This is a genomic window from Kitasatospora sp. YST-16, assembly GCF_026802215.1.
Classification (GTDB): domain Bacteria; phylum Actinomycetota; class Actinomycetes; order Streptomycetales; family Streptomycetaceae; genus Kitasatospora; species Kitasatospora cineracea.
Genome location: NZ_CP113837.1, coordinates 4,825,607 through 4,839,473, shown reverse-complemented (window position 1 = coordinate 4,839,473; position 13,867 = coordinate 4,825,607). Strand labels below are relative to the sequence as shown.

At 72.9% G+C, this 13,867-nt stretch carries 11 protein-coding genes; 9 read left to right on the top strand and 2 right to left on the bottom strand.

All coding sequences use genetic code 11. The features are described 5' to 3' along the window. Window positions 1–12 precede the first annotated feature (12 nt). Window positions 13–204 (bottom strand): hypothetical protein, encoded by a 192-nt coding sequence (locus tag OU787_RS22130; RefSeq protein WP_030458863.1) that lies wholly within the window; start codon window positions 202–204, stop codon window positions 13–15. 524 nt (window positions 205–728) lie between these two features. Here OU787_RS22130 and OU787_RS22125 point away from each other — a divergent pair. From OU787_RS22125 to OU787_RS22090, 9 genes are all read left to right on the top strand, one after another. Beyond that, window positions 729–4,265: a sensor histidine kinase gene (locus OU787_RS22125; RefSeq protein ID WP_327059410.1), complete on the top strand. Its 3,537-nt coding sequence runs from the start codon at window positions 729–731 to the stop codon at window positions 4,263–4,265. After that, entirely contained in the window at window positions 4,238–4,576 is a 339-nt protein-coding gene (locus OU787_RS34610) for a hypothetical protein (RefSeq protein WP_327059409.1), read from the top strand. Before OU787_RS22125 ends, OU787_RS34610 begins: the two co-directional genes overlap by 28 nt. A gap of 10 nt (window positions 4,577–4,586) precedes the next feature. Continuing rightward, window positions 4,587–5,000 carry a roadblock/LC7 domain-containing protein gene (locus OU787_RS22120; RefSeq protein ID WP_097236138.1) on the top strand — a complete coding sequence of 138 codons (414 nt, stop codon included), beginning with the start codon at window positions 4,587–4,589 and terminating at the stop codon, window positions 4,998–5,000. A gap of 173 nt (window positions 5,001–5,173) precedes the next feature. Continuing rightward, entirely contained in the window at window positions 5,174–5,620 is a 447-nt protein-coding gene (locus tag OU787_RS22115) for a DUF742 domain-containing protein (RefSeq protein WP_030464762.1), read from the top strand. Next, window positions 5,601–6,188 (top strand): GTP-binding protein, encoded by a 588-nt coding sequence (locus tag OU787_RS22110; protein ID WP_014138206.1) that lies wholly within the window; start codon window positions 5,601–5,603, stop codon window positions 6,186–6,188. The genes OU787_RS22115 and OU787_RS22110 overlap by 20 nt, the downstream gene beginning before the upstream one ends. A 319-nt stretch (window positions 6,189–6,507) precedes the next feature. Then, a complete protein-coding gene (locus OU787_RS22105) occupies window positions 6,508–10,050 on the top strand; it encodes a sensor histidine kinase (RefSeq protein ID WP_268660354.1) in 3,543 nt (1,180 codons plus the stop codon). A gap of 10 nt (window positions 10,051–10,060) precedes the next feature. After that, window positions 10,061–10,474, top strand: a complete 414-nt coding sequence (locus OU787_RS22100) for a roadblock/LC7 domain-containing protein (protein ID WP_035873526.1) — start codon at window positions 10,061–10,063, stop codon at window positions 10,472–10,474. A gap of 167 nt (window positions 10,475–10,641) precedes the next feature. Further along, window positions 10,642–11,277: a DUF742 domain-containing protein gene (locus OU787_RS22095; RefSeq protein ID WP_081967407.1), complete on the top strand. Its 636-nt coding sequence runs from the start codon at window positions 10,642–10,644 to the stop codon at window positions 11,275–11,277. Next, window positions 11,258–11,845, top strand: coding sequence for a GTP-binding protein (locus OU787_RS22090; protein ID WP_014138206.1), 588 nt, complete (start codon window positions 11,258–11,260; stop codon window positions 11,843–11,845). The genes OU787_RS22095 and OU787_RS22090 overlap by 20 nt, the downstream gene beginning before the upstream one ends. Before the next feature lie 90 nt (window positions 11,846–11,935). On the opposite strand, the gene cimA is transcribed toward OU787_RS22090, so the two are convergent. Then, window positions 11,936–13,540 (bottom strand): citramalate synthase, encoded by a 1,605-nt coding sequence (cimA, locus tag OU787_RS22085; RefSeq protein ID WP_030464579.1) that lies wholly within the window; start codon window positions 13,538–13,540, stop codon window positions 11,936–11,938. Window positions 13,541–13,867 lie beyond the last annotated feature (327 nt).

Genomic DNA, 13,867 nt, shown 5'->3' with positions numbered 1-13,867 from the left:
TCGCGGCCGGGGTCAGCGGACGGTGCGGCGCGGGTTGGCCGTGCTGGCCGGGAGCTGGGCGGTGTACGTCCGGGCGGTGCGGGGGGCGGCGAAGCCGGGGAGCTCGGAGAAGTCCGCGACGGAGGCCAGGGTGGTGCGGCGCGGGTTGGCCGTGGAGCCGGCGCTCGGGGTGGTTCCGGTGGCCTGCTCGGTCGTCTCGGACATTTGCGTCAGCACCCTTGTTTCGCTCGAACGGACTTTTGCGCGGGCCCGCCGCTGGGCAGGCTCCGATCAACCCTGCCAGGTTAGGGAGCCCATTCCACAGCGGCCGTGACCAAAGCTACACATCGGGCTGTGAGTTTGCTCACAATTCCGGTCGCAAAGGGGCGGAGGTGGTGATTCCGGACCAATGCCGGAATCCGTCATTAGGGATATCCCGGACATTCGGCGCACAAATCGATCTTCACCATCGTTGACCCGCTCGCGTCAAGTGTCCGAAAAGGACCGTATTCCACGTCCGTTGCACCACAGAACGTGAGACGCCGCGCGCGGAGGGTGGCCCAGGACACCGTGTCGTAACGGCCCTTGTTGGACTTCCCCCGCTGTGCTGGAATGCCACGGAAAAACTCGACACCGCCCTATCTCCGCACCGGCGGGGAAGGGCGCCCGGTCCAGAGGTTGCGACGCCAGTGCAGGGACGTTTCAAGAGGGGCAGCGGCGCCGCGGGTGACCCGGAGGCGCGGGAGCCCGTGGCCGGCCCCCACCAGGCGGCACCGGCGACGACCGGCCAAGGCGAGCGGCCCTTCGGCGCCCCCGCCGAAGCCGCCGCCGACAGCGGTGCGCCGGGCGCGAACAGCGCGCCCCAGGAACAGGGCGGCGACACGCCGGCCGACAAGAAGAGCCGCCGTGCGCGACTGCGCGGCACGCTGAACCGCCGCCGGGCCACCGGTCTGAGCCGCTTCGCCATGCGCAACTGGCGCATCCGGACCCGCCTGATCGCGCTGCTCTTCCTCCCCGTGATCGTGGCGCTGGTCTTCGGCGGCCTGCGGGTCCAGGGCTCGATGGAGAACTCCCGCGAGCTCTCCCAGATGAGCGACCTGGCCGAGCTCGCCCGGACCGCCACCGACCTCGCCGACGCCCTGCAGAACGAGCGCGACATCGCGGCCGGCCCGGTCTCCCGCGGCGGCGACGCGGACACCGACAAGGACATCCAGCAGGCGTACAGCGAGAGCACCGCGCTGTCGAAGAAGTTCAACGCGGCCGCCGACAAGTTCGACAACCTCGACCTGGCCGGCTCCAAGACCCTGCTGCTGCAGGTCCGCAAGGACCTCAACTCGCTCCCCCGGGCCCGCAAGGGCGCGTTCAAGGACGCGAACAACATCCAGGCCACGATCACCAACTACAACGTGATCATCAATGACCTGATCGGTGCCGCGCAGGACATCGCCATCACCTCGAACTCCGCCGAGCTGGTGAAGTCCACCCGCACCCTGTACCAGTTCTCGCTGGCCAAGGAGGCCAGCTCGATGCAGCGCGCGCTGATCTCCGCCGCGCTGGCCCAGAACCCGCCGAACTTCTCCGCCTCCGACGAGACCTTCGGCGTCCGGCTGCGCGCCGCCGAGGACAACGCGATGGAGAACTTCACCGCGCTGTACGGCGAGGGCCCGGCCCGGGTGCTGCGCTCCTCGATGAGCTACAACAAGGTGGTCGCCGAGGCCGACCGGTTCTCCCAGGCCGTCCTCAACCCCAACGGCATCAAGCAGACCGACGGCGTCAGCTACCAGCAGTGGTACGAGGAGTCGACCGCCAAGATCACCGCCGAGCGGACCATCGAGAAGAAGCTCCTCGAGGACCTCAACGGCAAGGCCCAGCAGCTGCAGTCCGACGCCGACACCCAGTCGGTCATCAACGCCTCGCTGGTCGCCCTGGTACTCGTCGTCGCCATCGCCGGCGCCGCCCTGGTGGCCCGCTCGATGGTGCGCTCGCTGACCCGCCTGCAGACCTCCGCCGAGGACGTCGCCGAGCGCCGCCTGCCGGAGCTGGTCAAGATCCTCTCCGAGAGCGACCCGCACGACGTCGACGTCACCGTCGAACCGGTCGGCGTCGACTCCGCCGACGAGATCGGCCACGTGGCGCACGCCTTCGACATGGTGCACCGCGAGGCGGTCCGACTGGCCGCCGAGCAGGCGCTGCTGCGAGGCAACATCAACGCCATGTTCACCAACCTCTCGCGCCGCAGCCAGGGCCTGATCCAGCGCCAGCTGTCGCTGATCTCCGAGCTGGAGAGCCGCGAGGCGGACCCGGACCAGCTGGCCTCGCTGTTCAAGCTCGACCACCTGGCGACCCGCATGCGCCGCAACGGCGAGAACCTCCTCGTCCTCGCGGGCGAGGACCCGGGCCGCCGCTGGACCCGCCCCGTCCCGCTGGTCGACGTGCTGCGCGCCGCGGCCTCCGAGGTGGAGCAGTACGAGCGCGTCGAGCTGGCCTCGGTGCCCACCGCCGAGGTGGCCGGCCGGGTCGTCAACGACCTCGTCCACCTGCTCGCCGAGCTGTTGGAGAACGCCACCTCGTTCTCCTCCCCGCAGACCCGGGTCCGGGTCACCGGCCACGCCCTGCCGGACGGCCGGGTGCTGATCGAGATCCACGACACCGGCATCGGCCTGTCCCCCGACGACCTGGCCGACATCAACGAGCGCCTCGCCAACCCGCCGGTCGTGGACGTCTCCGTCTCCCGCCGGATGGGCCTGTTCGTGGTCGGCCGGCTGTCCCTGCGGCACGGCATCCGGATCCAGCTCCGCCCGTCCGACTCCGGCGGCACCACCGCGCTGGTCATGCTGCCGGTGGACGTCACCAACTCCGCCGAGCGACGCGGCAACCGGCCCGGGGCCGGCCAGCCGGGCCAGGGCCCCCAGGGCGGCGGCCGGCAGCAGCGCGGCCTGGCGCCGACGCCGCGCCAGCAGGGCCGCCCCGCGGGCGACCTGCCCGGCGGGCGCACCGCGCTCGGCCAGTCCGCCCCGAACGACCCCGCGGGCCGTCCGCAGCTGGGCCAGGGCCCGGCCGGCGGCAGCCCCGACCTGTTCTCCCCCGCCGCCCCGTCCGGCGGTCCGGGCGCGCCGCGGCGCGCGCCGGGCGGTCCCGGCGGGTCCGGCGGCCAGCCGGGCGACGGCGGGTTCGGCCCGGGCGGCGCGTTCGGCACCGGCCCGGCCCAGGGCAACCGCTCCGGCGGCCTGCCGACCCGTTCGGTCGGCCAGTCGCTGCGCGAGAACCCGGCGCCGGGCGGGTCGGGCCCGGCGGCTCCGGCCGGTCCGGGCGCGGGTGCGCCCGCCGGTGGCGGGCTGCCGCCGCGCCGGGTGCCGGGCGCCTCGGGTGCCCCGGGCCTGCAGGGCGGTCCGGGCGGCGGGCTGCCGCCGCGCCGTCCGCAGCCGGGCCAGGGCGGTCCGCAGGGCCAGCCGGGCCGGCCGCCGCAGGGCGGTCCGCAGGGGCCGCGCCGTCCGCAGGCGCCGCAGGGCCCGCAGGGCGGTCCGCAGCAGGGCCAGCCGCGTCCGGGCGGCGAGCCGACCCAGCACGGGCGGCCCGAGCAGCCGCAGCGGCGTCCGCTGCCGCAGCAGCCGGCCGCGCCGATCGAGGCCGCGCCGGCCGAGCAGTCCGGTGCGTTCGCCCGGCCGCGGTTCGAGGCGTCCGACATCGACCCGCGCGACCCGCTGGGCCTCGGCCTGGTGGAGCCTGTGCTGCCGGACCCGGTGGGCCAGGGCGTCCCGCCGCTGCCGCCGCAGTCCCAGCAGCCGCCGCAGCAGCCGCAGTTCGCGGAGCGTCCGCAGCCGATGGCGCTGCCGACCGCCGGTGACCGGCCGGCCGGGCCGGGTGCCCAGGACGGTCCGGAGCAGTTCCGGTCGCGTCCGTCGTACCAGCCGCAGCGTCCGGGCACCTCGGCGCCGGGCTTCGCCCAGCAGGCGCCGGACCGGGCGCCGCAGGAGCGGGCGCCGCGGCCGCCGGCCGGGCCGGCCGAGCGGCAGCGTCCGCAGGCGCCGGGTCCGCAGTCCCAGGGCCTGCCGCAGCGTCCGGCGCCGGCTGCCGGGCCGCGTCCGGCCGGGCCGCAGGGCCAGCCGGGCCAGGGCGGCCAGCCGGGCCAGGGCGGCCGCAGCCGCAGGGGCCGTTCGGCGGTGCTCCGGCGGGCGGTCCGGCGGTGGAACCGCAGGGCGACCCGGAGGCGCCGTGGCGTCCGTCGGCGAACGACGAGCGCTGGCGGCGGGCCGAGCAGATGCGCGAGCCGCAGACCAACGGCCTGACCACCTCGGGGCTGCCGCGCCGCACCCCGCAGGCCAACCTGGTCTCCGGCAGCGCCGAGGCCAGCCCGCTGACCGGGCCCCAGGTCTCGCGCAGCCCGGAGGAGGTGCGCGGCCGGCTGACCAACCTGCGCCGCGGCATCCAGCAGGGCCGCCAGGCGGGGACCCAGCAGCCGGGCGCCGGCGGTCCCGGGTCGCAGCAGCGGCCGGGCTTCGACTTCGGCGGAGCGTCCGAGGGCTACCGGGGAGCCCGTGGCGGGCGGTCCGACGTCGATGGCAACAGCGGCTTCGGCCCCGAGCACCAGGAGCGTTGAGTTGATCCAGATGAGCCAGGCCGCACAGAACCTGAACTGGCTGATCACCAATTTCGTGGACAACACCCCCGGGGTGTCCCACACCGTGGTGGTCTCCGCCGACGGTCTGCTGCTGTGCATGTCCGAGGGCTTCCCCCGGGACCGCGCCGACCAGCTGGCCGCCGTCGCCTCCGGACTGACCTCGCTGACCTCGGGTGCCAGCCGCATCTTCGAGGGCGGCGAGGTCAACCAGACCGTGGTGGAGATGGAGCGCGGGTTCCTGTTCCTGATGGCGATCAGCGACGGCTCCGCGCTCGCGGTCCTCGCCTCGCCGGACTCCGACATCGGTCTCGTCGGCTACGAGATGGCCCTGCTGGTGGACCGCGCCGGCGCGGTGCTCACGCCCGCGCTGCGGGCCGAGCTCCAGGGCAGCCTGCTGCACTGACGTCCGGCCCCCACCCGATCCCGACTCCTTCGCACCACCCTCACCGTGCCGGACCCAACCCGACCCCGGGTCCGGCACTCCCACCCCAGGTCTTCGCCGTACGGTGACTGGCAGCCCGTCAGTCAACGGCCCCGCGGGCTCCGGCCGCGACGACTGCAGCACAAGGAGGACGCATGACCCCGCCCCCGACACCCGCCGGCGCGTACGGCAACGGGTACGGAAACGGCTACGGCGGCCAGCAGGCCGGTGGGTACGGCGGCCAGCAGTCGGACGGCTACGAGCAGCAGCCGCTGGTCCGCCCGTACGCCATGACCGGTGGACGCACCCGCCCCCGCTACCAGCTGGCCATCGAGGCGCTGATCTCGACCACCGCCACCGCCGCCCCGGGCGGGCTGCTCCCCGAGCACGCCCGGATCGTGTCGCTGTGCCGCGAGGTCAAGTCGGTCGCCGAGATCTCCGCGCTGGCAGGTGTCCCGCTCGGGGTCGCCCGCATCCTCGTCGCAGACCTGGCCGAGGCCGGCCTGGTCGCCATCCACCAGCCCGCCGCCGCGGGCGAGTCGGGCGGTACGCCTGACGTCACGCTGCTCGAAAGGGTCCTCAGTGGACTTCGCAAGCTCTAACGCGGCCGCCGCCCCCAGCCGCGCCACCACCTCCGCCAAGATCGTCGTCGCGGGCGGATTCGGCGTGGGCAAGACCACCCTCGTCGGCGCGGTCTCCGAGATCAACCCCCTGCGCACCGAAGCCGTCATGACCTCGGCCTCCGCCGGCATCGACGACCTCAGCCACGTCTCCGGCAAGACCACCACCACCGTCGCCATGGACTTCGGCCGCATCACCCTCGACGAAGACCTCATCCTCTACCTCTTCGGCACCCCCGGACAGGACCGCTTCTGGTTCATGTGGGACGACCTCGTCCGCGGCGCCATCGGCGCCGTCGTCCTCGTCGACACCCGCCGCCTCGCCGACTGCTTCCCCGCCCTCGACTACTTCGAGAACAGCGGCCTCCCCTTCGTCGTCGCCCTCAACGGCTTCGACGGACAACAGGCCCACACCCCCGAAGAAGTCCGCGAAGCACTCCAACTCAACACCGAAATCCCCATCATCACCCTCGACGCCCGACGACGCGACAGCGCCAAGAGCGCCCTCATCACCCTCGTCGAACACGCCCTCCTCGCCCGACTCCGGTGAGCCCCGACCTGGCCGGGGGGCGCGTACCAGGAATGGTTCGCGCCCCCCGGTAACAGTTCGGTAGGCATTTGCCGGGCTCGTTTGACAGTGCGTAGCCAGTCGAACCCGGTGTGCGCCAATGACCTTGAACTTTGCGGGAGTTCAACGCCATATGTCCGTTTTCCACCCCTGGTGCACGGGGCGGAGGGGCCGTTTGTCCGGTCCACCGGCTCGTGTTGGAATTCCAGCTACCCCGTAGGACCCACGCGGGCCGCGGCCCGTCGGGGGGTAGCCGCCGGATAGATCCATGGCCGCCAGTCGGTCGAGAGGTTGTTGTCGAGTGAGGCGTAAGCAGCCAGTCACCCCTCAGCGGCGCTCCGAGCCCCGCCAGCAGGACCCGGGTAGCGGCCCGACCACCGGTCAGTTCTCCGCGTTCACCGCGACCGAGGACCGTCCCGAGCCGAGCCGCCCCGCCGCCGAGCCGGCCCCGCGTCCCGCGACCGCCGAGGAGGCCCCGCGCCGCGGCGGCAGCCGGTACGACTTCCTGTCCCCGCTGAACTGGCGCGTGCCGACCCGCCTGGTGGCCATCCTGGTCATCCCGGTCGTCATCGCCCTCGTCTTCGGCGGCCTGCGCGTCAACACCTCGCTGGACGACTACAACCAGGCCGACCGCGCGGTGCGCATCGCCAACGTGGCCAGCTCGGCCACCAAGCTGGCCGACGCCCTGGAGCAGGAGCGCGACGAGACCCTGGTGCCGCTGCTCACCGGGCAGGGCGACCAGGGCGAGGTGAAGAAGCTCCGGGACCGGACCGACCAGGCGCTGGCCGACTACCGCGCGACCGTCGCCAAGGCCAAGGACGACCCGACCACGGTGCGCCGCAACGCCCAGTTCGAGGGCCTGGTCCAGTCCCTGCCGCACCTGCGCGCCAACGCCTACAAGCCCGAGCTGTTCGCCACCGCGACCTCCAACGCCTACTCGCTGCTGTTCGCGCCGCTGCTGGCGATGGACAACTCGGTCGGCTTCGGCTCCACCAACGTCACCTCCAAGGGCCGCGCGATCTACGCGATGTCGCTGGCCAAGGCGTCCGCCTCGACCCAGCGCGCGCTGATGCTCAACCTGCTGGTCGGCCTCGGCGTCGGCGGCGTGGACGGCCACGAGGGCCAGGACCTGATCCAGGCCCTGAGCGTCGCCGCCAAGCTGGAGCAGACCGCGCTCGACGAGTTCAACACCGCGTCCAGCTCGGACGAGGTCAAGGTCTACTCGGACGCGCTGGTCGACCAGGCCACCGCCGACCAGCGCCTGCCGCTGCGGATGCCCGACGGCCACAACCTGCCCGTCATGAGCACCCTGCTGATGATCGGCATGTCCTACTCCGGGCAGCTGTCCGACGCCGCGGCCAACAAGGACGCCGCCGCCCGGATCATCACCTCGGCCGGCAACGACGGCCTGACCCGCCCGCTGTGGGACCAGGCCACCAAGAGCCACATGAGCGCGCTGCGCGCCGCCGAGACCGACCTGCTCGACCAGGTCGTCGCCGACGCCCAGGGCATCAAGGACCGGGCGTTCACCGACTGGGTGCTCAACTCGCTGATCGTGGTCGCCTCGCTGGTGCTGGCCGGCCTGCTCACCGGCTACATCGCCCGCTCGATGATCCTCGGCATGCGGACCCTGAACACCGCCGCGCTCGACATCGCCAACCACCGCCTGCCGGAGCTGGTCGACAAGCTCTCCAAGACCGACCCGGAGCGGGTCGACACCTCGGTCAGCCCGATCCCGCTGCACGGCCGGGACGAGATCGGCGAGGTCGCCCGCGCCTTCGACCAGGTCCACCAGCAGGCCGTCTCGCTGGCCGCCGAGCAGGCGCTGCTGCGGGGCAACGTCAACGCGATCTTCACCAACCTGTCGCGCCGCAGCCAGGGCCTGATCCAGCGCCAGCTGGCGCTGATCACCGACCTGGAGAACAACGAGGCCGACCCGGACCAGCTGGAGAACCTCTTCAAGCTGGACCACCTGGCCACCCGCATGCGCCGCAACGGCGAGAACCTCCTGGTCCTCGCGGGCGAGGAGCCCGGCCGCCGCTGGAACACCCCGGTGCCGCTGGTCGACGTGCTGCGCGCCGCCGCCTCCGAGGTGGAGCACTACGAGCGGATCGAACTGGCCGGCATCCCCGAGGCCGACGTGGTCGGCCCCGCCGTGACCGACCTCGTCCACCTGCTCGCCGAGCTGCTGGAGAACGCCACCTCGTTCTCCTCCCCGCAGACCCGGGTGCTGGTCAACGCGACCCGGCTGCCCGACAGCCGGGTGCTGGTCGAGATCCACGACAAGGGCATCGGCCTGACCGCCGAGGACTTCGCCGAGATCAACGAGAAGCTGGCCGAGCCGCCCACCGTGGACGCCACCATCTCCCGCCGGATGGGCCTGTTCGTGGTCGGCCGGCTGTCCCAGCGGCACGACATCCGCGTGCAGCTGCGCCCGTCCGGTGAGTCGGCCGGCACCACCTCGCTGGTCATGCTGCCGCAGCAGCTGACCCACCTGGGCGCGATGGCGCCGGAGCCGCAGGCCGAGGAGTTCACGGTCTCCCGGATCTTCGCCGAGCAGGAGCCGGCCGCCGAGTGGGCGTTCGAGGGCCAGGACCGCACCGCGGCCGAACTCGGCTTCGACGACCACCTGCCCGCCCGCGGCGCGGTGGCCGGCAACGGCTTCTCCCCCGCGCTGGAGTCCATGCAGCGCTCCCAGCGGATCGAGGAGCGCCGCCGGGCCGCCCTGGAGGCCGGCCCGGGCGCCGCCGCCGAGGAGCCGGTGGAGGCGGAGGTCCTGGAGTCGCCCTACGGCGAGCCGGGCCACCCCGAGGACGGCTACCGCGGCGGCTACCCGGCCCCGCAGGCGGCCGGCTACGAGAGCCCCCAGGACGACCCGTACCGCCGCCCCGAGGCGGACGCCTACGGCCGCCCCTTCGAGCCGCAGCAGGCCCCCCGGGGCGACGCCTACGGCTACCGCGAGGACCTGTACGCCCCGGCCGGCTACGCCGACGACCCGTACGCCCCCGCCGGCTACCCGCAGCAGGCCCCCTACGGTGACGGGCAGCAGTACGCCGAGGCGTACCAGCAGCAGCCGTACGAGGACGGCCAGTACGCCGAGGGCCAGTACGCCGACGGCCAGTACGAGTACGCCGAGGAGCAGTACCCGCAGCAGGCCCCGTACGCCGGCGAGCAGTACGCCGACGGGTACCAGCAGCAGGACTACGGCTACGAGGAGCCCGCCGGGCACCCGTACCCCGCGGAGGAGCTGCCGGCCCTGCCGCCGGCCCGTCCGGCCGCGGAGCGGCAGCAGCCGGGCGGTGCGCTGCCGCAGCGCCGGCCGGGCCAGCAGCCGGCGGGCGGCGGCGCGGCGGCCCGGTCCGCGGGCGGCGGCGCCGAGACCCCGAACTGGTTCACCGGCGCGAAGGACACCTCGGCGCAGGACGAGCCGCGCGGCCACGACGTGTCGGCGCTGGGCGGCTACGGGCCGACCGGTCCGACCACGGCGGCCGGCGAGTGGGAGTCGCCGAACGACGGCGACTGGCAGCGCGCGGAGAAGCTGCGCGAGCCCTCCTCGGCGGGCACCACCCCCTCGGGCCTCCCGCGCCGGGTCCCGCGCCAGAACCTGGTGCCGGGCAACGCCCGCACCACCCCGCAGGAAGGCCCGCAGGTCTCCCGCGACCCGAGCGAGGTCCGCGGCCGCCTGACCAACCTGCGCCGCGGCGTCGAGCAGGGCCGCCAGGCCGGCGGCGACCCCGGTGCCACCGGCAGCTTCCGGATCGACCCCGACCAGGGGGCGTACGGTGATGGACCGCACAACAGCAGCACCGATCTCTTCGGCGGCTCGAACCAGCAGGAGCGTTGAGTTGACCCAGATGAGCCAGGCCGCACAGAACCTGAACTGGCTGATCACCAATTTCGTGGACAACACCCCCGGGGTGTCCCACACCGTGGTGGTCTCCGCCGACGGTCTGCTGCTGTGCATGTCCGAGGGCTTCCCCCGGGACCGCGCCGACCAGCTGGCCGCCGTCGCCTCCGGCCTCACCTCGCTGACCTCGGGTGCCAGCCGCATCTTCGAGGGCGGCGACGTGACCCAGACCGTGGTCGAGATGGAGCGCGGGTTCCTGTTCCTGATGGCGATCAGCGACGGCTCCGCGCTCGCGGTCCTCGCCTCGCCGGACTCCGACATCGGTCTCGTCGGCTACGAGATGGCCCTGCTGGTGGACCGCGCCGGCGCGGTCCTGACGCCCGCGCTGCGGGCCGAACTCCAGGGCAGTCTCCTGCACTGACGGTTCGTCGGATACCGTCCTGGTATTCGAAAGACCTCAATTGCCCGTCCCGAGGTCGCTTCGGCGGCCTCGGGACCGGGCGTTGTACGGCCTTCGCACCACCGGCCACGGCGCTCCCCGGCGACGCGGCCAGCAACGCACCGCCGCACCCTTTGAGGAGATGAACCGTGACACCGCCCGACCACAGTGGCCAGTACGGCGTCCCGTACGCGGGCTCCGGCCACGACGCTTTCGGGGCTCCCGGCGTCGGCCACGGTCAGCAGCCGCAGTACGCGCCGCAGTTCAACGGCGGCCAGCCGTACCTGCCTCCGCAGTCCGACCCGCGCTGGTACCAGCAGCCGGACGGATACGGCCAGGCCCACCCCGGCCACGAGGCGTTCGCCGACCCCGGCCTGCCGCACCGCTACGAGGAGCAGCAGCCCGGCCACGTCGAGGAGTACCTCGACGAGGAGGAGGACGCCGAGCCGCTGATCCGGCCCTTCGCCATGACCGGCGGACGCACCCGGCCGCGCTACGAACTCGCGCTGGAGGCCCTGGTCTCCGCCGCGGTCGACCCGGCCCGGATGGCCACCCTGCTCCCCGAGCACCAGCGGATCTGCGCGCTGTGCGCCACCGACGTGAAGTCGGTCGCCGAGATCTCCGCGCTGCTCGGCCTCCCGCTGGGCGTGGCCCGCATCCTCGTGGCGGACCTGGCCGAGGCCGGCCTGGTCGCCATCCACCAGCCCGCAGCCGGCGGCGAATCCGGCAACCAGCCCGACGTCACGCTGCTCGAAAGGGTCCTCAGTGGACTTCGCAAGCTCTAACGCGGCCGCCGCCCCCAGCCGCGCCACCACCTCCGCCAAGATCGTCGTCGCCGGCGGATTCGGCGTGGGCAAGACCACCCTCGTCGGCGCGGTCTCCGAGATCAACCCCCTGCGCACCGAAGCCGTCATGACCTCGGCCTCCGCCGGCATCGACGACCTCAGCCACGTCTCCGGCAAGACCACCACCACCGTCGCCATGGACTTCGGCCGCATCACCCTCGACGAAGACCTCATCCTCTACCTCTTCGGCACCCCCGGACAGGACCGCTTCTGGTTCATGTGGGACGACCTCGTCCGCGGCGCCATCGGCGCCGTCGTCCTCGTCGACACCCGCCGCCTCGCCGACTGCTTCCCCGCCCTCGACTACTTCGAGAACAGCGGCCTCCCCTTCGTCGTCGCCCTCAACGGCTTCGACGGACAACAGGCCCACACCCCCGAAGAAGTCCGCGAAGCACTCCAACTCAACACCGAAATCCCCATCATCACCCTCGACGCCCGACGACGCGACAGCGCCAAGAGCGCCCTCATCACCCTCGTCGAACACGCCCTCCTCGCCCGACTCCGGTGACGGGGCGTCAAAAGGGGTAATGGACACGCCAGAAGGGGGCGTGCGGAGCCTTCCGCACGCCCCCTGGGCACTTCCTCGCACCCGCCGCCGTTACGGCTGCTGACCGGCCCTCAGCAGCCCGTAGGTGTACGCGTCCTCCAGCGCCACCCAGGACGCGCCGATCACGTTGTCCGCGACGCCGACCGTCGACCAGGTCGCGGTGCCGTCGGTGGACTCGATCAGCACCCGGGTCTTCGAACCGGTGCCGTGCTGGCCCTCCAGGATCCGGACCTTGTAGTCCACCAGCTCCAGCTTCGCCAGCGCCGGGTAGATCGGCTCCAGCGCCGTCCGCAGCGCCCGGTCCAGCGCGTCCACCGGGCCGTTGCCCTCGCCGGTGGCGACCTTCCGCTCGCCCTTCGCCCACAGCTTCACGGTCGCCTCGTTGCCCGCGAAACCGTTCGGGCCCTGCTCGCTGATGGTCCGCCAGGACTCCAGCTCGAAGTACCGCTGCCGCTCGCCGCCGTTCACCTCGTCGCGCAGCAGCAGCTCGAACGAGGCGTCCGCCGCCTCGTAGGTGTAGCCGAGGTTCTCCTGCGCCTTCACCCGGGCCACCACCCGGCCCGCCAGGTCGCGGTCCCCGGTCAGGTCGTAGCCCAGCTCCTTGCCCTTCAGCTCGATCGACGCCCGCCCCGCCATGTCGGACACCAGCATCCGCATGGTGTTGCCGACCAGCTCCGGGTCGATGTGCTGGTACAGGTCCGGGTCGACCTTGATCGCGGAGGCGTGCAGGCCCGCCTTGTGCGCGAACGCCGAGAAGCCCACGTACGGCTGGTGGGTGGACGGCGCCAGGTTCACCACCTCGGCGATCGCGTGCGAGATCCGGGTCATCTCGGCCAGCGCGCCGGCCGGGAGCACCCGGCGGTCGTACTTGAGCTCCAGCGCCGCCGCGACCGGGAACAGGTTCGCGTTGCCGACCCGCTCGCCGTAGCCGTTGGCCGTGCACTGCACGTGGGTGGCCCCGGCGTCCACCGCGGCCAGCGTGTTGGCCACCGCGCAGCCGGTGTCGTCCTGGGCGTGGATGCCGAGGCGGGCACCGGTCTCCGCGAGCACGGTGGCGACGATCTCGCGCACCCCGGACGGCAGCATGCCGCCGTTGGTGTCGCACAGCACCACCACGTCCGCCCCCGCCTCGTGCGCGGTGCGCACCACGGCCAGGGCGTACTCCGGGTTCGCCTTGTAGCCGTCGAAGAAGTGCTCGCAGTCGATGAACACCCGGCGGTCCCGGGCGCGCAGGTACTCCACGCTGTCCCGGACCATCTCCAGGTTCTCCTCCAGCGTGGTGCGCAGCGCCAGCTCCACGTGCCGGTCGTGCGACTTCGCCACCAGCGTCACCACCGGCGCGCCGGACGCCACCAGCGCGGCCAGCTGCGGGTCCTCGGCGGCCTTCCCGCCGGCCCGGCGGGTGGCGCCGAACGCGACCAGCTGCGCGTGCTTGAACTCCAGCTCGGCCTGGGCGCGGGCGAAGAACTCGGTGTCCCGGGGGTTGGCGCCGGGCCAGCCGCCCTCGATGAAGCCGACCCCGAACTCGTCCAGGTGGCGCGCGATCGCCAGCTTGTCCGCCACCGTGAGGTTGATGCCCTCGCGCTGGGCGCCGTCGCGGAGCGTGGTGTCGAAGACGTGGAAGCCGTCGCTGGGGCGGCTGTTGGCCTCGGTCATGGCCCTGGGTTCTCCGTTCGGTGGAGTTACTGCTGTTTGCCGGGATCGGAATCCGGCTCCACTGTCCAGCATCCCGCGCGCGTCCCCGGTGTCTCCGTCCCCTTGTGGGGTCAGGTGCCGGTCCGGGGGCAAAACAAAAGACCCCTCGCGGGTGCGAGAGGTCTGCGCGCGGGTCTGGACGCTGGTGGTCGCTCCGCGGTCAGGGTGTTGCCGTGGAAGCGGTCACTGCGGACCGGCGCGCCTGCTGCTAATAATCAGCGAAAGCGAGGACACCCTCGCAGTCTTGCACACGCCCGGCGGGACGGGAGGGGCGTCTCGCCATCCGGA

What these genes read in the sequence shown, in the direction of transcription:
- cimA (WP_030464579.1), bottom strand. Translation starts at nt 13,540, where the DNA reads ATGACCGAGGCCAACAGCCGCCCCAGCGACGGCTTCCACGTCTTCGAC.
- OU787_RS22120 (WP_097236138.1), top strand. Translation starts at nt 4,587, where the DNA reads ATGAGCCAGGCCGCACAGAACCTGAACTGGCTGATCACCAATTTCGTG.
- OU787_RS22130 (WP_030458863.1), bottom strand. Translation starts at nt 204, where the DNA reads ATGTCCGAGACGACCGAGCAGGCCACCGGAACCACCCCGAGCGCCGGC.
- OU787_RS22100 (WP_035873526.1), top strand. Translation starts at nt 10,061, where the DNA reads ATGAGCCAGGCCGCACAGAACCTGAACTGGCTGATCACCAATTTCGTG.
- OU787_RS22115 (WP_030464762.1), top strand. Translation starts at nt 5,174, where the DNA reads ATGACCCCGCCCCCGACACCCGCCGGCGCGTACGGCAACGGGTACGGA.
- OU787_RS34610 (WP_327059409.1), top strand. Translation starts at nt 4,238, where the DNA reads ATGCGCGAGCCGCAGACCAACGGCCTGACCACCTCGGGGCTGCCGCGC.